The organism is Streptomyces sp. NPDC059373 (genome assembly GCF_042751495.1).
GTDB lineage: Bacteria > Actinomycetota > Actinomycetes > Streptomycetales > Streptomycetaceae > Actinacidiphila.
Map to the genome: position 1 here is coordinate 134,608 of NZ_JBHYXC010000013.1, position 18,951 is coordinate 153,558.

Consider the following 18,951-nt stretch of genomic DNA (forward strand, 5'->3'; position numbering starts at 1 on the left):
GCCCACCCTGAGGGGCTGTCGGCTCCGAACCGCGGATGCACCCGGCGGACGGGCGACAAGAACACCCATTGAGCGCAGAGCGCGGCTCCCGCCCCCGCGGATTCGGCTCGGCTCGCGGGTGAGCTTCTGTCGCGGAGGGTGGCTCGGGCGGCACTTCCGCCTCCGACGCGGCGGCGAGTATCCGCCGCGCGCCCTCGTGCACGATCTCGTGGCATCGCCGTAGCTCGCAACGGTGTGTTTGGGGTGCGATCCATGGTGTGTTTTGGCTAGGGTGCCTAGGTGGAGGTGGCCCCTGTGCCCAATGAGCAACACGAGCTCTTCGCTGCGGTCGACGCGCTGTTGGAGGAGGCGACCTCCCAGCTGCCGCATCCGGATGAGCGCAAGCGATTGCGTGAGGCGGCGGGCTTGAGTCAGGAGCAGCTGGCGACGGCGCTGCGGGTGCGGCGGGAGACGGTGACCGCGTGGGAGTCGGGCCGCACCGAGCCGCGGCCGCCGAAGCGCGCGGCGTACGTACGGTTCCTGGACGGTCTCGCCGCGCGGTTCCCCGCACCCCGGCCCGCCGCAGGGGAGGCGGCGCCTGCCGTGCCTCCGACCGCTGCGCCCTCTGTACCCACTCCCGTGAAGGCGGCGGCGCCCGCCAGGCCGGTGTCGGCGGCGTCGGCGTCGGCGTCGGCGTCGCAGCGTCCGGTGCCGAAGACGGCCGCCCGCAAGCCTGCCGCCTCCCCGGCCGTCGGGGTGGATCCGCGTTTCGCGAACGGGCCGTTGGCCGTCGTCGACGTCGCGGACGGCGAGGCGCTGGCGTACTGCGTCGGTGGCCTGGTGCTGGACTGCCCGGCCAAGACGATTCCCGCGCTGGTCGAATGGACGCTGGCCGAAGCGAAGCTCGGTGCGCCCCGGCTGCACCCGTCGGGGAAGGACGCGGACCCGCTGGTCATCCTCACCGCCGCGGCCGCCGAACGGCTCGGGCTCCCGGAGCGCCTGGAGGACCGGCGTGGCCTGCGACTGCCGGAGGACCACAAGGTCGTCAAGCAGATCGCGAAGGCGAAGTGGCAGCTCACCCGCCGTGGGTTCGGGCCGTGGGCGCGGATCTACCGCCCGGCTCAGGGCGGCCGGCGCAGTTGCGTGCAGTTCGCGGTCCTGCCGTGGGGCGCGCTCGACTCCCGCTCCTGGGGCGACGCCGACCAACTGCCGCCCGCCGAACTCGCCCAGGTGCTGGGCACCTACGCCACCCGGGTCATCACCCCGCGCGGATCGACCGCCGTCTGCGGCCTGGAGACGATGACCGCGCTGCGCCCGCCGACCCGCGCCGTGAAGGACGAGGAGAGCGGCGCATGGGTGTCCGGGCCGGTGCCCGGCTCGCTCACCGAAGCGGTCGACCCGGCGCCGGTGGAGGCCCCGTCCGAGCACCCGATCGTCGCCGCCGGATACCCGCGCACCCACCAGCGCACCCCGGACGAGGTCCTCGATGAGGAGGCGTACGAGTGGACCCGCGACCCGCAACTGCTCACCGACGCCGAGTGCGCGCGCCGGTACGCGGTCGGCATCGATGTGAACACCGCCTTCCTCGCCGCCGCCAACCGGCTGGTCGTGGGCCTGTCAGCGCCGGTCCACGTCAAAGAGCAGTCCTTCGACAAGAAGACGCCCGGCTCGTGGCTGGTCGACCTGTCAGGCATCGAGCTCGACCCGCGCCTGCCGAACCCGTTCACCCCGCACGGCACCCGCCCGACCGGGCCGGCCTGGTACGCGACTCCGACCGTCGCCTACGCCCAGGAGCTCATCGACACCTTCCGGTTGCCGGTCGCCATCCGGCCGCTGGAGGCGTGGATCCGTACCGAGTCCGGCCCGTACCTGGACCCCTGGTACAAGCACATCAGCGAGGCGTACAAGGCGACGATGGCCGACCTCGGGGTGGTCTCCGAGATGAGCGAGGCCGAGTTCCTGGCGGCGATGGAGACGCACAAGCACCACGACCCGGGCATGGCGGCAGTGCTGTCGGCGATCAAATCGACGGTCAAGGGCGGCATCGGGAAGCTGCGCGAGCGCCCGCAGGGCACGTCCTACACGTTCGGCGAGCGGTGGCCCGCGCTGGAGCGCCCGACCTGGCGCCCCGACATCCGCGCCGCCGTCATCTCCGCGGCCCGCGTCAACATGCACCGCAAACTTCTGAAGACGGCACTCGCCGCCCAGCAGGCCCCGGCCCCGGTCGGTCACCTCACGCTCGCCGAGGACGCGCTGATTCCGGTCGCCCTGCTGTCGGACTGCGCCGTCTACCTGTCCGACGGGCCGAGCCCTCTGGACGTGCTGCCGCACACCGCCGACGGCAAGCCGGCCCCGGGCACCTTCCGGCTCGGCGTCAGCCCAGGCATGGTCAAGCACGAGGGCACCCAGCAGCTGCTGTGGGCCGTACAGATGCTCGATGAAGGACACAACCCCGCCCGGCACATCAAGGGCGACACCGAAGACAGTGGGGAGTAGCGACACCTGATGGGCATCCTGGGCGACAGTCTCGACAACGCCGCGGCGAACAAGGCCACCCGCCCCACCCCCAAGGGCGCGCCCGCGCAGATGCGGTTCCTGGTCAAGCAGGAGAAGGGCACCAAGGCCGTCGCCGACCTGCTGGGCGTCTCCCAGCGCACCGTCGAGCGGTACGTCAAGGGCCAGATCAAGAAGCCGCGCGCGGACCTCGCGGCCCGGATCACCGGTGAGGTCCGCAGGCGATGGCAGCCCCGGGTGAAGGAGAAGGCGAAGAAGCAGGCCGCCACCTCCACCGGCATCATCGTCGAGACTCGGGCGAGATTCGGCTTCACCGCCGCCCCGGGCACCACGGACGACGGACGGATCCGGTTGATCACCCAGCACCTCCCGCCCGAGTACGCCGCCCGCCTGTTCGACGCGCAGGCCGCCGGCGCCACCGACGAACAGCTCCAGGCGGTCGTCGCCGAAGGGCTCCAGGAGCAGTACTTCAAGGACCGCGGCCGCCGCGCCCAAGGCCTCCTGGTCGAGTTCACCGACATCGACTACGTGGAGCTCGACTTCTAGTCCGGTGATAGTCCGGTGACCGGGAAGGTTTGTCGGGCGTGGCGGGCGGACCTCAACTCTTGACGGCCTCTGCGATCTGCAGGGCGGCCTGGGCGGGCGTGAGGTGCGTGGTGTCGACGACCTCGGCCTCGCCGTGTAGCCAGGTGCGGGCCGCCTCGGCGTAGGGCTCAAGGTATTTGAGACGGAATGGGGAGTTGGGGCCAAGAACAGTGTCCCCCTCGATGCGGCCGCGGAGGGTGTCTTGGTCAGCGTGGAGGACGAAGTGCCGTACCGAAATGGCATGTTGGGCGAGGCCCGTGCTGATCTCGCGCCAGTACTGCTCGACCAGGACAGTCATGGGCATCACCAGAGTGCCGCCGGTGTAGTCGAGTACGCGGCGGGCGGTCTCGACGACGAGTGGCCGCCACGGCGGCCAGTGCTGGAAGTTGTCCGTCGCGGGCAGCCCTGGCGTGATGTCCATGAGTGTCTCGCCGACCTTCTCGGCGTCGAACACCCGTGAATCCGGGATCAGCTGCTGCACGAGTGCACTGGTCGTCGTCTTGCCTGCGCCGTGGGTGCCGTTGAGCCATACGATCATGGGACCCAACGCTAGCGCTGTGCGGGACGCGGAAACGGGCACGGCAGAAATCCCCTGGGGGAACGGTCCTGCAGTCCGGCACTACCGGCCCAGGCTCTGGCCGGGCCATCCCTCGGAGTACGCTCCCGCGAGATCGATGACGACGAGGGGCGGCGCCTGCTGCGGATGATCCGCAGGGGCACCGGGTCGGTGGTGACCTGGCGGCGGGCCCAAACCAGTCCTCAGCCCGCGGTCTTGGTCTTGATGAGCGGCGCGTCCCGCGAGAGCTCCCGGAACCCGAGGCCGTAGTACAGCCCGCGCGCCTTGGGATGCCCCGGCGCGCCCAGGCAGACGACCGTCGCATGAGTGGCCCCGGCCTCCCGCGCCAAATGCATCCCGTGCAGCATCATCGCCCTTGCCAGCCCGAGCCGCCGGTAGTCCGGATGCGTTCCGACCGGCTCGAACTCGACGGTCTTGTTCGCCTTGTCGAGCCACATGATCGTCGAGGATGCCATCGTTCCGTCCGGCGCCTCCACCAGGACGTGAAGGTCGCCGCGGTAGGCCGCTGTCTGCCGGACATCCTTGTAGCTTTGGGCCGTGTAGGCCGAGGGAGTCCAGGCGTCCACATGGGCCCGGACCGTGTCCTCCGGTCCGGCCTCGTCGGCGGTGCGGAACCGGAATCCGGCCGGCAGCACCGGCCGCTCCACATCGGTGAGGTCCCGCTCGTTGAGCTGGGTCCAGTCGCCGGTGTCACCGAGCGCCTCCACGTCGGTCTCATAGCCGTGCGCCGCCCATCGCTTCAGAGCGAACTCCTCGGCGCCCGTCGGCAACGCCGTGCGCTCGAGGCCGGCTGCCACACCGTCGTACCACTCGATCACTTCGTCGACCAGTTCGGCGTGGTCGGGATGGACCTGATAACTCAGAGAGGCGCCTGTGACGTCCGTGACCGACCCGTCATTGCGCCTCACCTGGCGCGGAAGAAAGGCCCAGCCCCACGCCACCAATTCGTCACCGGAGAACCACAGCCGACGCGGCCAGGTTGCGCCGTAGGGGGCGCACCCCTGGCCCCAGATCCAGGCCAGCTCCCCGTACGAAGCGCCGGCGCTGATCAGGTCCGGGCGGGTGGCGGTGACACGCTGCGCCAGACCCTGCATGAGCGGTATGTCCGCAGCGGTCAAGAGCTCGACGTCCGTCATGGTGTGCCACTGTGCCAGGACTCCGCAAAGCCGTCGAACCGTATTCCGGGGCCGCCGACCGCAGCAGCCAACAGCGCAACGCGCGAAGCGCATCGTCGTGGCGGCGGAGCCGCTGGCAAGCCGGTCAGCCATGTCTCTCGATTACGCCGGACGACTGCGTGGGAGCCGCTGCCGGCGGGGCGGCCGCATACCCCCTGTCGAGCCGATCTCATCACCAAGGCGTAGCCATCACGGAAGCGCGGTCGCAACCAACTGCGGCGCTCGGTCACAGGGTACCGTCAGCGCGTTGCCACCCAGTCGGCCACGGTCGTGACATCCGCCTGGTGGGGAAACACCTTCTCCGTGAGTACCCGATGCACCTCCGGGTCGGCGTCGAGGCATCCGTCGGCCAGGACGGTGAGGCCGAAGTCCAGGTCGGCTGCTTGGCGGACGGTGGACAGGACGACGCCGCTCGTGGCGATGCCGGTGAGGACGAGGTGGTCGATGTCGCCGGCCCGCAGAACGATGTCGAGGTCGCTGCCGGCGAAGGCGCTGACGCGTCGTTTGGTGACGACGATGTCGCCGGGTTCGGGTGCCACGTCCGGGTGGATCCGGGTGGCTTCGTCGCTCCCGGCCGCTCCCGTGGTGCGCGAGAGCATCGCGCCGAACATCTTGTTGCGGGTGCTGATCTCCGGGTACCCGGGGCGGAACCCGACGACCACGTAGATCACGGGAAGGCCGCCCGCACGGGCAGCGCCGATGGCCTCGCGCAGGCGTGGCAGGTAGGCGGGATCGGGGTAGCGGTCGACGATGACGCGTTGGACATCCATGACGAGGAGAGCGTGCTTGGCCACCGTCATCCTTTCGTACTGCGGAGTCGTACTGCGGAGGTAAGTCATCAGCCGATTACTTAGAACGTATCCGCGCCTCGCGGTCATGTCAACGAGCGATTACTTGATGTCGTCGCAGAGCTATACTGCGGCGGCATGCCGAAGTTCCGTACGGGATGACTTGCGGGGGAGGTCGCCGGTGGTGACGAGGAAAACCAACGGGTCTCCGGACGACGCCGCCGAACCGCATACCCCCGGACAGTCCGCCGAGGGTCCCCGGCGGCGGGACGCGGCAGCGACCCGTCAAGCGCTGCTGCAGGCCGCGCGCGGCCGGTTCGTCCGCCTTGGGTACGACCGCACCACACTCCGGGACGTCGCCGCGGACGTCGGGGTCAACCTCGCACTCATCAAGCGGTACTTCGGCTCGAAGGAGGGCCTGTTCAAGGCGGCGGTGGCGTCCACACCCCGATTCGTGGGAGGTGAAGGCGAGTTCCCCCGAGACCGTGCCGCCCTCGCCGAGGCCCTCAGCCACCAGTTGTCCGCCGGCGCCTGGCCGGAATTCGGCGAGCACCCGGTACTGATGTTGCTGCGCGTCTCCGGCGACGAGCGGGTGGACAGCCTCCGCAGGCAGGCCCTGCAGGACTTCAGCCGACAGGTGCTCGAAGCCTCGGGCCCGCAGCGGCCGGAGGACGACGACAACGAACGGTTGCTGAGGGCGGAACTCGTCGTCGCGCTGGGCGTCGGCGTCGCTGTCGTACGATCCGCCGTTGGCCTGCAGCCCCTGCGCGACGCGACGTCCGACGATCTGATCGGCCCGCTGCGCGATGTCGTCGACAGCCTGCTCGCGCCGCCGGACTGATCAATCACGAGCCTGGCACGGTGTGTGGACTGCCGGCTCTGCTCACCGCCATGCGGTCAGGTCGGCGCCATGCTGAAGTACACCGGCGCCGGCGCCGGCGCCACGGTCGACGGCGAGAAGAGCTGCGTCTGCCCGCCCCTGCCGCAGAGCACCGATCGGTACCGACCCGATGGTCTCAACGACTTTTATGTCGTTCTGAGGGTTGCCGACTCGCTGCGGGCGGGTTCGGTGCCGCCGAACCACCGCTGCGTGGCCGTCCGCAGGGCGTCCAGGTCGGCTGAGTCAGGGTGGGGTGAGGCTGATGCCCATGCCACATAGGAGTCGGGACGAAGCAACAGTGCGGTGGCCGCGGGTGCGGGGGACTGGGGTGGTGCGGTGACGATGTCCACCCGGTCGTGCCAGTGTGCGAGTGCTCCGGCAGCCGATGCGTCTTCGGTGAGGTCGAGCAGCAGTGGCCGTGCGGTTGTGGTGAGTTCTGCCAGCCGGACCGTGCCGGTTGGGGTGTGCAGTTCCATGTCCGGCGCGAACCGGCCGACCAGGGGGTGCGTGTCGGGGCCGGCGATGTCGTAACGGACATCGGCGCCCGCGGTGAGGCCGGCGAGGTGCTGGACGGTGTTGGGTTGGCCGAGGAGTTCGGTGAACAGCTCGCGCAGCGCGGTGACATCGCTGCCCGGTGCGGTCAACGCGGACTGGGCCTGGGCGTTGATGACCATGCGGTGGGCGGCTTGCCGGCGCTCGGTCTCGTAGCTGTCGAGCAGTTGGGGTGGGGCGCTGCCGCGGATCTCGGCGGCGAGTTTCCAGCCGAGGTTGATCGCGTCCTGCAGGCCGAGGTTGAGCCCGGGGCCGCCCCCCGAGGCGTAGACGTGGGCGGCGTCGCCGACGAGAAACACGCGGCGCTCCCGGAATTGTTCGGCCACCCGGGTGTTGCCGCCGGTCAACCGGCGCAGCAGGTGTGGTCCCTCGCCAATGGGTGGGCTCAGGGGCAGGTCGGCGCCGAGTACGCGGTGGACGCTCGCCCCGAGTTCGTCGAGGCTCATCGGCGCCTCGGTCGCGGGCTGGTCCCATTCCGTGGTGCTGAGCAGGGGCGGGTGGCCGGGGAAGGGTGCGTAGGAGAATCCCCCGTGCTCGGTGCGGTGGGGCAGGAACGGCAGGATGGTTCCGTAGCCGGGCACGTTCAGTGCTCCGGTCGTGGGATCCACCCATGTCGCCGGCACGGTGGCATGCGCCGTCCGGTTGGTCCTGCGGTCGTAGCTGATGCCGGGGAAACCGATGCCGGACAGCTTGCGAGTGATGCTGTGTGCCCCGTCCGCACCGACGACGTAATGCGCCCGGAGCCGGTAAGTCCCGTCCGTCCCGGCGATGTCCACGGTCACTGCCTTGTCGTCCTGCGAGAGGCCGACGACCTCGTGTCCCCGCCTGATGTCCACCCCGAGTTCGGTGGCCCGCTCCTCCAGGACCTGGACGATGTGCCGCTGCGGCGCCGGCAGGCCGTAGATGGGACTGTCCGGCAGCATGCTCAGGTCCAGGCTCATCCCGGCGAACATGAAGTAGGCCGAGTTCGGCTCCGGCGGGCCCGGCGTACCGCTGAGGCGCTCGTACAGGCCCCGGCGGTCGATCATCTTCACGACCTGGCCGAGCAGCCCGTTCGCCTTGGGCTCCTCGCTCGGCGCGGGCAGGCTTTCCAGCACGACCGGCCGGACACCGGCCAAGGCCAGTTCGCAGGCCAGCATCAGCCCGTTCGGGCCGCCTCCGACGATGACGACATCTGTTGCTGACAACATGTTCCCCCCTTGTACGGACAGGAAAAAGGCAGGACGGATCGTCCCGGCGGCAGCCGGGAGATCGGTTCGTTTGTTACGGAGTGGGAAGGCCCGCGACGACTCGGTCGAACACCTCGCGCAGCACCGGGGCGAGCGGGGCGGGTGGATCCGCGCGCAGGCAGTGCTCCACAGCCACGGCACTGCTTGCACCGACCACTGCGGCAACGAGCTTCGGGTACACATCACGTGCCACGTCGGTGCCGGTGCGCTCGGCGATCGCCTTGGCCAGCTCCTCCTCCGCGGCCGCGTTCGCCTTGACGACCTCCCCCTGCAGCGCCGGCTCGGCCAGCATGAGCCGCAGCCCCTCCGTCCAGCGTTGGTCGCGGGCGGACCCCCCGCCGCTTTCGCCCTGCGGCACGAACTGGGCCTGTACGGCACGCGCGACCGAGTCCCACAACGGCTCGGTGACCGGCCGCGCGCGCAGTTCGTCGGCGATCCGCAGCATGCGCTCCAGATGACTGGCGGCGATCGCCTCGGCCTTGCTGGAGAAGTAGTTGCGGAAGGTGCGCACAGACACGTTCGCTTCGGCGGCGATGTCCTCCACCGTCACGTTGTCCCACCCGCGCAGGACACACAAGCGGATCGTGGCCTGGCTCAGCGCGACGCGGGTCTCGCGCTTCTTGCGCTCCCGCAGCCCGACGCGGGCGTCGTCTCCCTGTGTCATGTCGACCACCGTAGCAAAGATTGCCGAATGGGCAAGATTGCAGATACGGCAAGATTTTGGATCACGTCACGATGCTGCCCCGCGCTGGACCGTCGAGCGCGCACCTTCGCCTGGCTCGTGCGCCGCCGCCGCCTCGCCCGCGGCCGGCCCGTTGGCCCACGCCGTGCGGTGGGTCGGGCTGTGGCGCATGTGCGCCCGCCCGCCCGCCGCCCGATCAGTCCTGAGGAATCGTTCAGACCCCCTGAAACGCGGTGACGATCTTCATCGCGTCGGCATCTGCCTCGAGACTGCCCTTGCCGACGCGACGAGTCCACGTCGTACCTTCGCGCACTACTCGGGCCGGGACGCCCGCCGCTATCGCCAGCGGTGGGATCGCCCCGGCCGCGACGGAGCGGGTGCCGACAACGCTTCCGGTACCGATCGTCGTCCCCTTGAGTACCAGGGCCTGCTTGGCGAGCCACACGTGGTCACCGATATCGACGGGCTTGTCCGAGTTCACGCGCTCTCCGGTCGCGACGTCGTAAATGGCATGGGTATCGGTCGTCCGTATCTCAACAGAGAAGGACAGCATGCAGTCCTCGCCGATGACGAGACTCTCCTCCTGCGCCACAAGGACGGCCGACTCACACGTGGTATTGCTGCCGATGACCAACCGCCCGCCACGCGACACCGTCATGTCCCACTTGCCCTTGACTCCGGCACCTATATGAACCGAGCAACCGTCATCCTTCACCCGCAGCCGGGACCCGTCCAACGACGCCGACGGGTCGATGTAAATGTCGTGCCCCGTGCCTTTCACATCCATGATCAACTCGGCCATGGGCTCTACTCCACTTCAGTTTTCGCAGACAATGCGACTCACCTGTCCAGTGATCGCCCCTTGGACACCGGTTCCGTGGTGAAGGTTGTGCTCGAGCGACTGTCTTTCACCGAATAACGAGTGAAGCAGAGCCAAACGACTGGTGACACGTTCCCCCATCGCTCCCCCCGACGTGAAAACCGTCCGGCGTACCCCCGCGACCAGGGGGTTCTCCGCCGTTCCGCGCCGCTGGGCGGTCGACAGGCGTTCGAAGTGACCGAGGAAAGCGCCGATTCCGGGAGCGGTATTCCTCGCCGTCCTGCTCTGAGCTACCCGGTGGTCATCAGCGCTGCGACTGTCCGGGTGGGCTCGCGGCCAGGCCGTACATCGCGGTCGACAGCAGGCGCGCTGCGAGATCGGATGCCTCTCCCGTTCGCTCGGCTGCCCAGGCGAGTCCGACAGCCAGCGCGATCACCTCGGTGACGGAAACGTCGGCCTGCGGGCCGTTCACGCCGGCGGTTCTTGCGCGACGCCGGCGATGACGGTGGTCACGATCCTGCGGACGGCTTCAGTCTCCGGCGGGGTGCCCTCCCGGCCGGCGAAGAGCAGGTGTCCGGTCCCGATCAGCGTGAGGGAGAGCGTGTCGACATCGGCGTCCGCCGCGATACGGCCCAGTTCGCGCTCGGTGGCGAGGTAGGAGGCGATCATGGCCGTAGCTTCCGCCAGGACCGGGACGCCGCCGGCCGGCCGGGTCTGGCGCAGTCGGGAGCGCAGGTCGTCGCGGAAGGTGATGAGGCCGACGATCGCCACAGCGACCGACCCGAACAGGGCCGTCAGTGCGCCGGTGAGGTTGTCGGCGACGGTGCCGGTCCCGGCGGACTCGCGCAGGGCGGCGGCCTGGGTGTCGATCCGGCCGATGCGGTCCAGCACGAGCTCGGTGAGGAAGGCGTCGAAGTCGGCGAAGTGCCGGTGCAGGACGCCCTTGGCGCAGCCTGCCTCTGTGGTGACGGCCCGGCTGGTCAGCGCGTTCGGCCCGTCCCGGAGCAGGACGCGCTCGGCGGCGTCGAACAGCTGCTCGCGTGCGTCGCGCATGGCTACCCCTGTCGGCATACCGCGCATCCCGCCTTCCCTTGCCGGGCCCGCCCGTTGACGAGTGGGCGCTTGCCCACCATAGTGGGCGTGTGCCCACCATACCCCCGGAGCGATCACGTCCTACCGAGACCGAGCCGCATCGACACCGCCGGATAGCGGAGTCGTTCGGCTCGGACGCCGAACGCTACGACCGGACCCGGCCCCGCTACCCCGAAGCGATGGTGAACCGGATCATCGCTGCCAGCCCCGGCCCTGACGTCCTCGACGTCGGCTGCGGGACCGGCATCGCCGCCCGGCAGTTCCAGGGGGCCGGGAGCAGGGTGCTCGGGGTCGAGCCGGACGCGCGGATGGCCGACCTGGCGCGGCGGCTCGGGGTCGAGGTCGACGTAGCGACGTTTGAGGCCTGGAAGCCGGCCGACCGGGAATTCGACGCGGTCGTCGCCGGAACGGCCTGGCACTGGATCGACCCGGTCGCGGGAGCGGCCAAGGCCGCGCAGGTGCTGCGGCCTGGCGGCCTGGTGGCACCGTTCTGGCACGTGTTCCAGCTTCCGCCCGACGTGGCGGAAGCCTTCGCCGCGGTCTACCGGCGGGTGGTGCCCGACTCGCCGTTCGACTTCCGGGCGATGACGACGCAAGCCCTTGACAGGTACCAGCCGCTGTTGACCAAGGCCGCCGACGGGATCCGGGAGGTGGGCGCGTTCAGTGACCCGGAGCAGTGGCGATTCGACTGGGAGCAGTCCTACACCCGGGACGCCTGGCTGGATCAGATGCCCACCCATGGCAGCCTCACCCAGCTCCCGTCGGACAAGCTGGCGGAGGTGCTGGAGGGCGTCGGGGCCGCTGTCGACGCGATGGGCGGCAGTTTCACGATGCGTTACGCGACGGTGGTGGTCACCGCGGTGCGAACCGGCGCCGCCTGACCCGGCTTGGCGCTGGCTCCGCATTCCTTCAAGTCCCTGGCTGACAGCGGGGAGTGGGTGTTTCAGGCACGGTCGGCGGGGAGCGGGCCGCCAGGGGCGAAGGCCAGGGCGGCGAAGCGTTCGCCGATGCGGCGGTGTGTCGCGGCGTCCGGGTGGAGCTGGTCGGGCAGCGGCAGTTCGGCGAAGTCCGCCTCGCCGTAGAGGTCGCGGCCGTCGAGGTAGTGCAGATTCGGGTCGTCGGTTGCCCGCTGCTTCACGAGGTGGGCCAGTTCGTCCCGGATGACGTTGAGCGTCAGCTTCCCGCCGGCCCGTTCCGCGGGGTCGCCCGCGGCCCGGAACTGAAGCCTTCCGGCGCTGAGGTTGCTGAAGTCCGGGGCGCTGGGGCCGGGGGTGTCCTCGTGGATGGGGCACAGGATGGGCGAGACGACCAGGAGCGGAGTGGTGGGGTGCCCCTCGCGGATGGTGTCGAGGAAGCCGTGCACCGCGGGGCCGAAGGCGCGCAGACGCATCAGGTCGGTGTTGACCAGGTTGATGCCGATCTTGACGCTGATCAGGTCCGCGGAGGTGTCCCGCAGGGCGCGGGCGGTGAACGGGTCGAGCAGGGCGCTGCCGCCCAGACCGAGGTTGGTCAGTTCCACGCCGCCGAGCGAGGCGGCCAGCGCGGGCCAGGTTGTGCTGGGGCTTGCGGCGTCGGAGCCGTGGCTGATCGAACTGCCGTGGTGCAGCCACTTCTTGCGGCCGCCATCTGTCAGGGGCTCGACGGGGGCGTCGGTGCGCAGGACGACCAGCTGGGTGATCTCGTTGTACGGCAACCAGATCTCGACGTCCTTGACGCCGTCGGGGAGGCCGGAGAACCGGACGGTGCCGACGGGGCCGGGCCGGGTTTCCGCGGACCCGGTGGTCATGTCCACCATCAGGACGTTGCCGCCGGTCACACCGGCCTGCCCGGCCAGGCGGCCGTCGACGAGCAGGTCGTACACGCCATCGGGGCGGGGCGGCGCGCCCTGGTAGGCCATCTTGGTGCGCAGTGCGTCCAGTTCGACGGCGGTGGCTCGGGTACGGAACGCCAGCCGTACGCCGGAGGGCTGGGCCTCCGCCATGGCCAACTGCCCGTCGGCGCACTGTGCGCGGGCCCGGGCGGGCAGCCGGTGCGGCAGCACTCCGTGTTCGGTGCGCTCCAGATCCAGGGCGCCGCGCAGGAGGTCGGCGGTGACGGGCGTGGTGATCCAGTTGTGCTCGGTGTGCATGGCGTGCATGGTCTCAACCTGTTGATCAGTATGTCTGGATTGTTCAGCTTCGCCGGTGCGCCGTGCGGGCGACGGCCTCCGGCTGGTGCAGGGCCCTGGTCAGGGTGCGGGCCAATTCCGCAGCAGGGCGTCGAGGGCGTCCAGGATCCGTGACCAGGTTTCCTGTGTGTCGGGGGTGCTGTGGCTGAACCCTCCCGCCATCTCCAGGCTGACGTAGCCGTGGAAGACGCTGCCCAGCAGTCGGACCGCGTGCGTCTGGTCCGGCTCCGTCAGGTCGTAGCCGCGCAGGATCGCCCGAGTCATCTGGGCGTGCCTGCCGCCGGCACTGGCGGCCGCCGTCTCCGGGTCGAGCCTCAGCTGGGCTGCGGCGTAGCGGCCGGGGTGCTCCCGGGCGTAGTCGCGGTAGACGTTCCCGAAGGCGGTCAGGGCGTCCTTGCCGGCCCGCCCGGCCAGGGCGGTGGCGCCCCTGTCGGCGAGTTCCTCCAGGGCGAGCAGGGCGATCTTGGTCTTGAGATCTTGGGAGTTCTTCAGGTGCGAGTACAGACTCGCGACCTTGACATCGAACTGCCTGGCAAGCGCCGAAACGGTCACCTGGTCGAAGCCGACCTCGTCGGCCAGTTCCGCTCCCGCCTGGGTCAGACGTTCCGTGGTCAGTCCTGCGCGTGCCATACGCCTCCTCTGGTTCGGCAGCAGCCATTATGCATTTGCCTAATACCTTTAGGCAAATACCTATCGCCTGAGAAGCTGCCGACCGAGCAAAGTTCTCACCCGTCGAGTGCCGCCGCCATGTGGTCGAGGTCGGCGAGGAGCTCGGCGAGGCGAGGCTTCGGGACGGCGTCGGTCATGCGCTGGTCGATGGCGTAGACGGCGGAGCGTGCCGCCGCGAGGCGACCGTGGCCCTCCTCGGTGAGGTGGGCGGGCAGGGCGCGACCGTGGTCGGTGGTGGCCGGCCGGGTGAGGAGGCCGGCCTCTTGCAGTCCGCGAAGGACGACGTTCATGGACTGCCTTGTGACGAAGGTGCCGCGGGCCAGCTCGGCGTTGGACAGGCCGGGGCGCTGGTCGAGGAGTTCGAGGCACGCGTACTGCGGCACCGTCAGGCCGTACTCACGCAGCGCCCTGTCCATCGCGCCGCGCAACGCCGCGGCGGCGCGCTTGAGGCGGTATCCCAGGCGCTCGGTCACGTCGGCGGTCGGGGCCTGGCTGGAGGGAGTCCCATCATGCATGTCAGGAGTTTGACATGTAAGAGCGGCGCCGTCTATCGTCGAGCTATGTCAAAGTCCTGACATCAATCGAGATCGAGGAGCACTTATGACGGTCACCGCCGGCGGCCCGGACTTCATCGCTCTGCAGGTGCGCGATGTCGAAGCGGCTGCCGCCTTCTACGAGGAACATCTCGGGCTGCGCCGGGCGCCCGCCTCGCCGCCCGGCGCCGTGGTGTTCGCCACCGAGCCTGTTCCGTTCGCCGTCCGCGAGCCGCTGCCGGGAGTGGATCTCGACGCCGTCGAGCGGCCCGGCCTCGGGGTCGCCCTGTGGTTCCGGACCACTGACGCGCAGGCTCTGCACGACCGGCTCCACGCCGCCGGAGTCCCCATCGTCAAGGCGCCCGAGGACGGTCCGTTCGGCAGGATGTTCACATTCGTCGGCCCTGAGGGCTACGCCATCACCACGCACGAGGCCTGACCATGACCGCCATCGTCGTCACCCCGCGCGGGCCGTTCTCACTTGCGGCGAGCCTGCGGTTCCTTGAGGGCTTCACACCCGCCGGGTACCGCGACGCCTCGGACGGCAGGGTGCTGCGCCTGGCCTTTCCCACCGACGACGGCCGCTCGACGGTGAGCGCGGAGGTACGGCAGGCGCAGGGCTCGGAGGGCACCGTACAGGCGAAGGTCACCGTGCACACCGGGAAGCCGGGCAGGGACGGGATGGGCACGGTCGCAGCCGCGGAATGGGAGGATACGAGCGCGGTGCGGGCGCAACTGGCCCGCATCCTCTCGCTCGACGTCGACGGCAGCGGGTTCCCACGGCTCGCCGAGGACGATCCCGTCGTGGCCGGGCTCATCGCGGCGTACCCGGGGTTGCGGCCGGTGTGTTTTCACTCGCCGTACGAGGCCGCGGCCTGGGCGGTCATCGGCCACCGCATCCGGATGGCCCAGGCCGCCGCGATCAAGGCCCGCATCGCCGAGCACCATGGACAGCGCGTCGCCGTTGCCGGGGAGTCGATGCACGCCTTCCCCACCCCGCTGGTCCTGCGCGGACTCAGCCGTGTTCCGGGCCTTCCCGAGAGCAAGGTCGAACGCCTGCGTCTCCTCGCCGACGCGGCTCTCGCCGGTGATCTCGACGCCGCCCGGCTGCGCGCGATGCCAGTGGAAGACGCCCTCGCTCATCTGCGGACCCTGCCCGGCATCGGCCCCTTCTCCGCGGAGCTCATCCTCATCCGCGGCGCCGGCCACCCCGACGTCTTCCCCCGCCATGAACGCCGGCTTCACGCGTCGATGGCCGAGGCGTACGGCCTCGGCGATCCTGACGCCTCCGATGCGGGCCGGCTCGCCGGGATCGCCGATCACTGGGCGCCGTACCGCAGTTGGGTCGCGCTCCTGCTGCGCACCCGCCGCGAGGAGCAGACCGGGCCCGCGCCCCGCGGTCGCTCGGTGCGGTAGTGCCCTCGGCGGTCATGTCCGCCGGCGTGCTGCGGGGAATCGTGCAACGGCATCGTCGCCCCCCGACGGCCGCGATCTGATCGTCGTCAACAGCAGCTCCGGCAAGCTCTACCGGGTCGCCCTGGAGACCGGTGAGGCCACCGAGATCGCGCTGAGCGGCGCGGCCGACGTCGGCAACGGCGACGGCCTCGTCCGTATCGGCCACACGCTGTACGTCGTACAGAACCGACGGAACATCGTCAGCGTGTTCGACCTCGACGCCAAGGTCACCACCGCCACCCTGAGCCGCACGATCATCGACCCGCACTTCGACGTCCCCACCACCGCCGCCCGATTCGGCGACCGCCTCTACCTCGCCAACGCCCGCTTCACCAGCCCCCAGACGCCCGACACGACGTCCAACGCCGTCGCCGTCTCCCTCTGACGCACACCCATGCTGCCGTACACCGAAGGTGCGGCATTCTCCTTGCTCGCCGGAACCGCCGCAGCGTCGGTGGTCGCTGTGTCTCGTAAGTGATGTTGCAGGGGCGCGAAATGTCGTTGAGCTCGTGGACGGAGATCCGGAAGACTTCCGCTGGACGGCAAGCAAAGCCGACCACGCAAGGGAGCGTTGACGAATGACCAACCAGCTGACCTCCGCCGTCTCCGGCGGCCTGCACGTCAGCGAGGAGTTCGGCCCCCTGATCGCCCGGCTGGACGCCATCGGACCGCTGATACGCCGCGAGGCGGAGACGGCCGAGGCGGCCGGCCGGCTCACCCCGCCCGTCGTGCAAGCCCTTGACGACAGCGGCGTGTTCCGGATCTGCATACCCCGGTCGCTCGGCGGCTACGAGCTGACACCCCGCCAGGCCATCCAGACCGTCGAGAAGGTCAGCTACGACGACGCCTCCACCGGCTGGATCGTGCACGCGGTGTACGTCTGCTCCGGCACCACCGCCGCGTACGTCGGCGAGGAGGCCGCCCAGAACCTCTACGGTGACGGCCGCGTCACGCTGGTCGCAGGCCAGGGCACCCGCCCGGGCACCGCCGTCCGGGTGGACGGCGGCTACCGGCTGACCGGATCATGGTCCTTCGCCTCCGGCATGCACCACGCCAGCCACCTCCACAGCCTGGCAGTGGTCGAGCAGACCGGCCGGCCACTCATCCTCATCCAGCCCAAGGAACAGGCCACCCTGCTCGGCAGCTGGGACGTCATGGGCCTGCGCGCCACCGGCAGCATCGACTACCGGGTCGAGGACGTGTTCGTCCCCGACGCTTACGCGTACGACGTCACGACCACCGAGCCCGTCAACGGCGGGGCGCTGTACCGGGTCGGCGTCTGGAACATCGCCAGCATCGCCCTCACCGGCTGGGCCCTCGGAGTCGGCCGTCGCGCCCTGGACGAGCTGCGCGCCCTCGCCCAGCGCAAGTCCGGCGCCCCGGGCGCAACCGTCGACTCCGCCGAGTTCCACGCCGACTACGCCCGCGCCGAGATCGCCCTCCGCTCCGCCCGCGCCTGGGCCCTGGAGGTCTGGGCTGACATCGAGGCCACCCTCGACACGGGCGCTCCGCTCAGCACCGAGCAGGAGACCCTTGCCCGCCTGGCCCTGAACAACGTCACCCGCTCCGGGCAGAGCGTGTGCGCGACCGCGTACAAATGGGCCGGTACCGCCGCCCTCCGCGACGGCGACCTCCAGCGCGTGTTCCGCGACATGCACGCCGGCGGCCAGCACGTCACCTCCGGCCCCGTCGTCCTGCACCATTCCGGCCGCCACCTCGCGGGCCTGGCCCCCGACGATTCCCGCTGGGTCTTCGGCGAGCTGTCCGGACCGAACTGATGTGAGGGGCCGCCACCACCCATCCGCCCTCAACCCCGGCCGAGTGGCGGGTAGCCAGCTTGTCCACGTTCCGCCCCCGGGTGGGCGGCTACGTCGAGCAACGGCGGCCTACCGCCCTGGCCGGCGCGGCGACCCCGGCTGGTGACCTTGTCCCGACACCGGGGGATGTGGTCCTGTCCGAGGCGCCGTGCTCGGTCGGAGCTAGTGCCCCTCCCGGCAAGCTTTGCCCTGTCGCACCGCCCAGCACGCACGCTCGCGGCGTTGGCCAAAAGTCCTGGTAGCTCTCCCCCAGCCTTCGGCCGGGAGGTACCCCCACCCCCAAGCTCTTGGCTTCGCTCGAGCAGGGGGGACCCCCATCAAGGACTTCCGGCCGCCTTGCGATCCCACGCACCGGACGACGCCCCGTGACGGGCAAACATTGCCCGTCACGGCACTAGCCTGAGCCGTATGGAGGAGCGCGACGGAGTGGAGATCATCGCCTTCGTGGACGGTGGGGCGTTCGAGAGCTGGCTGGCCGAGCATTACGCGCGCCACGAGGGCGTGTGGATCAAGGTGGCCAAGAAGAAGTCCGGCCTTCCGACGATCACCGACGAGGAGTTGATCGACATCGGGTTGTGCTATGGCTGGATCTCCGGGCAACGGCGGTCTTTCGACGAGCGGTACTACCTGCAGAAGTATGTGCCGCGTCGGCCCAGGAGCCTGTGGTCGCAGGTGAATGTGGACAAGGTCGCGATGCTGACGGCCACGGGGCGGATGCGCGAACCCGGTCTGGCCGAGGTGCGCAGGGCTCAGGAGGACGGGCGATGGGCGGGGGCCTACGAGTCACAGAAGACGGCGGTGGTGCCGCCCGATCTGGCGGCGGCGCTGGATGCGAACCCTGAGGCCAAGAAGGCGTTCGAAGCGCTCGACAGGACTGGGCGTTACCTGGTGATCCTGCCGTTGCTTCAGGCGCTCACGCCGGAAAGCAGGAAGGTTCGGCTCGAAAGAGCCCTGCGTATGCTGGTGGACGGCGAGAGCCGAGAATAGGCCCCACCCCCGGCTGCCGGCCGGTCCGATGCCGGCGCAAGCGTTCCGAACGATGAGTAGCAGCCCCGCGTGAGCTGAGTACGTTCACCCATCCGCTCGGCCGGGGCCGCGGCCAGGATGGGCGGCATGACCCCGCCCGACGTAACATCCTTGCCGCCCCGGTCCGTTGGTGCCCCCGATCCGCGCTGGTGGCGGGCGCCCCTGGTTGTCTCGGTCCTTGTCGTGCCGGCCCTGGCATGGATGCTGTGGCAGGTGAGGGCCACCGGCTCGGTCGCCATGGCCATGGCTGTCGGCGGTGGCGCGGCCCTGTTGGGGGCCTGGCTGCTGCCGTCGCGCCGGTCGTGGCGTGGGCCCCGGATCGCGCTGTGTGCCGTCGCGACGGTGCTGGCGCTGCTTCCGTTCGCGTTGATCGCGGTGCTGATGGTGGTGTGGCCAAGCCCGGAGTAGTCA

At 70.0% G+C, this 18,951-nt stretch carries 21 protein-coding genes; 10 read left to right on the plus strand and 11 right to left on the minus strand.

All coding sequences use genetic code 11. The features are described 5' to 3' along the window. Positions 1–294 precede the first annotated feature (294 nt). Both tap and tpg read left to right on the plus strand, forming a co-directional pair. Positions 295–2,475, plus strand: a complete 2,181-nt coding sequence (tap, locus tag ACFXJ5_RS19840) for a telomere-associated protein Tap (protein WP_384632259.1) — start codon at positions 295–297, stop codon at positions 2,473–2,475. 9 nt (positions 2,476–2,484) lie between these two features. After that, complete coding sequence (tpg, locus tag ACFXJ5_RS19845; RefSeq protein ID WP_384632262.1) at positions 2,485–3,039, plus strand: telomere-protecting terminal protein Tpg; 555 nt, start codon at positions 2,485–2,487, stop codon at positions 3,037–3,039. 52 nt (positions 3,040–3,091) lie between these two features. On the opposite strand, the gene ACFXJ5_RS19850 is transcribed toward tpg, so the two are convergent. From ACFXJ5_RS19850 to ACFXJ5_RS19860, 3 genes are all read right to left on the minus strand, one after another. Continuing rightward, the gene (locus ACFXJ5_RS19850; RefSeq protein ID WP_384632265.1) at positions 3,092–3,616 is read right to left on the minus strand and encodes an ATP-binding protein; all 525 of its coding nucleotides are present in this window, start codon (positions 3,614–3,616) and stop codon (positions 3,092–3,094) included. Between the two features lie 221 nt (positions 3,617–3,837). Then, entirely contained in the window at positions 3,838–4,791 is a 954-nt protein-coding gene (locus ACFXJ5_RS19855; protein WP_384632268.1) for a GNAT family N-acetyltransferase, read from the minus strand. Positions 4,792–5,069: 278 nt separating this feature from the next. Next, complete coding sequence (locus ACFXJ5_RS19860) at positions 5,070–5,624, minus strand: cysteine hydrolase family protein (protein WP_384632271.1); 555 nt, start codon at positions 5,622–5,624, stop codon at positions 5,070–5,072. Between the two features lie 175 nt (positions 5,625–5,799). Here ACFXJ5_RS19860 and ACFXJ5_RS19865 point away from each other — a divergent pair, with 175 nt between their 5' ends. After that, the gene (locus tag ACFXJ5_RS19865) at positions 5,800–6,459 is read left to right on the plus strand and encodes a TetR/AcrR family transcriptional regulator (protein WP_384632274.1); all 660 of its coding nucleotides are present in this window, start codon (positions 5,800–5,802) and stop codon (positions 6,457–6,459) included. A gap of 185 nt (positions 6,460–6,644) precedes the next feature. Here the strand turns inward: ACFXJ5_RS19865 and ACFXJ5_RS19870 are convergent, their stop codons facing one another. From ACFXJ5_RS19870 to ACFXJ5_RS19890, 5 genes are all read right to left on the minus strand, one after another. After that, complete coding sequence (locus ACFXJ5_RS19870; RefSeq protein ID WP_384632277.1) at positions 6,645–8,240, minus strand: FAD-dependent monooxygenase; 1,596 nt, start codon at positions 8,238–8,240, stop codon at positions 6,645–6,647. A gap of 73 nt (positions 8,241–8,313) precedes the next feature. After that, complete coding sequence (locus tag ACFXJ5_RS19875; protein WP_384632280.1) at positions 8,314–8,943, minus strand: acyl-CoA-like ligand-binding transcription factor; 630 nt, start codon at positions 8,941–8,943, stop codon at positions 8,314–8,316. 232 nt (positions 8,944–9,175) lie between these two features. Continuing rightward, a complete protein-coding gene (locus tag ACFXJ5_RS19880) occupies positions 9,176–9,763 on the minus strand; it encodes an acyltransferase (RefSeq protein WP_384632283.1) in 588 nt (195 codons plus the stop codon). Between the two features lie 322 nt (positions 9,764–10,085). Next, complete coding sequence (locus ACFXJ5_RS19885; protein ID WP_384632285.1) at positions 10,086–10,253, minus strand: SbtR family transcriptional regulator; 168 nt, start codon at positions 10,251–10,253, stop codon at positions 10,086–10,088. Beyond that, positions 10,250–10,852 carry a TetR family transcriptional regulator gene (locus tag ACFXJ5_RS19890; protein ID WP_384632287.1) on the minus strand — a complete coding sequence of 201 codons (603 nt, stop codon included), beginning with the start codon at positions 10,850–10,852 and terminating at the stop codon, positions 10,250–10,252. Before ACFXJ5_RS19890 ends, ACFXJ5_RS19885 begins: the two co-directional genes overlap by 4 nt. 71 nt (positions 10,853–10,923) lie before the next feature. Between ACFXJ5_RS19890 and ACFXJ5_RS19895 the strand changes: the two genes are divergently transcribed. Beyond that, the gene (locus tag ACFXJ5_RS19895; protein WP_384632289.1) at positions 10,924–11,754 is read left to right on the plus strand and encodes a class I SAM-dependent methyltransferase; all 831 of its coding nucleotides are present in this window, start codon (positions 10,924–10,926) and stop codon (positions 11,752–11,754) included. 62 nt (positions 11,755–11,816) lie between these two features. Here the strand turns inward: ACFXJ5_RS19895 and ACFXJ5_RS19900 are convergent, their stop codons facing one another. The 3 genes from ACFXJ5_RS19900 to ACFXJ5_RS19910 form a co-directional block, all read right to left on the minus strand. Further along, positions 11,817–13,001 (minus strand): GDSL-type esterase/lipase family protein, encoded by a 1,185-nt coding sequence (locus ACFXJ5_RS19900; RefSeq protein WP_384632291.1) that lies wholly within the window; start codon positions 12,999–13,001, stop codon positions 11,817–11,819. A gap of 99 nt (positions 13,002–13,100) precedes the next feature. After that, the gene (locus ACFXJ5_RS19905; protein ID WP_384632293.1) at positions 13,101–13,670 is read right to left on the minus strand and encodes a TetR/AcrR family transcriptional regulator; all 570 of its coding nucleotides are present in this window, start codon (positions 13,668–13,670) and stop codon (positions 13,101–13,103) included. 95 nt (positions 13,671–13,765) lie between these two features. Then, entirely contained in the window at positions 13,766–14,224 is a 459-nt protein-coding gene (locus ACFXJ5_RS19910; RefSeq protein WP_384632296.1) for a MarR family winged helix-turn-helix transcriptional regulator, read from the minus strand. Positions 14,225–14,309: 85 nt separating this feature from the next. On the opposite strand from ACFXJ5_RS19910, the gene ACFXJ5_RS19915 reads away from it, so the two are divergent. The 6 genes from ACFXJ5_RS19915 to ACFXJ5_RS19940 all read left to right on the plus strand — a co-directional run bounded on the left by ACFXJ5_RS19915 (position 14,310) and on the right by ACFXJ5_RS19940 (position 18,948). Next, the gene (locus ACFXJ5_RS19915; protein WP_384632298.1) at positions 14,310–14,681 is read left to right on the plus strand and encodes a VOC family protein; all 372 of its coding nucleotides are present in this window, start codon (positions 14,310–14,312) and stop codon (positions 14,679–14,681) included. Between the two features lie 2 nt (positions 14,682–14,683). Next, positions 14,684–15,658, plus strand: coding sequence for a DNA-3-methyladenine glycosylase family protein (locus ACFXJ5_RS19920; protein ID WP_384632301.1), 975 nt, complete (start codon positions 14,684–14,686; stop codon positions 15,656–15,658). A gap of 244 nt (positions 15,659–15,902) precedes the next feature. Beyond that, complete coding sequence (locus ACFXJ5_RS19925) at positions 15,903–16,082, plus strand: hypothetical protein (RefSeq protein ID WP_384632304.1); 180 nt, start codon at positions 15,903–15,905, stop codon at positions 16,080–16,082. A gap of 193 nt (positions 16,083–16,275) precedes the next feature. After that, the gene (locus tag ACFXJ5_RS19930; RefSeq protein ID WP_384632307.1) at positions 16,276–17,475 is read left to right on the plus strand and encodes an acyl-CoA dehydrogenase family protein; all 1,200 of its coding nucleotides are present in this window, start codon (positions 16,276–16,278) and stop codon (positions 17,473–17,475) included. 447 nt (positions 17,476–17,922) lie between these two features. Next, positions 17,923–18,501: a YdeI family protein gene (locus ACFXJ5_RS19935; RefSeq protein ID WP_384632310.1), complete on the plus strand. Its 579-nt coding sequence runs from the start codon at positions 17,923–17,925 to the stop codon at positions 18,499–18,501. Between the two features lie 126 nt (positions 18,502–18,627). Continuing rightward, positions 18,628–18,948 carry a hypothetical protein gene (locus ACFXJ5_RS19940; protein WP_384632313.1) on the plus strand — a complete coding sequence of 107 codons (321 nt, stop codon included), beginning with the start codon at positions 18,628–18,630 and terminating at the stop codon, positions 18,946–18,948. Positions 18,949–18,951 lie beyond the last annotated feature (3 nt).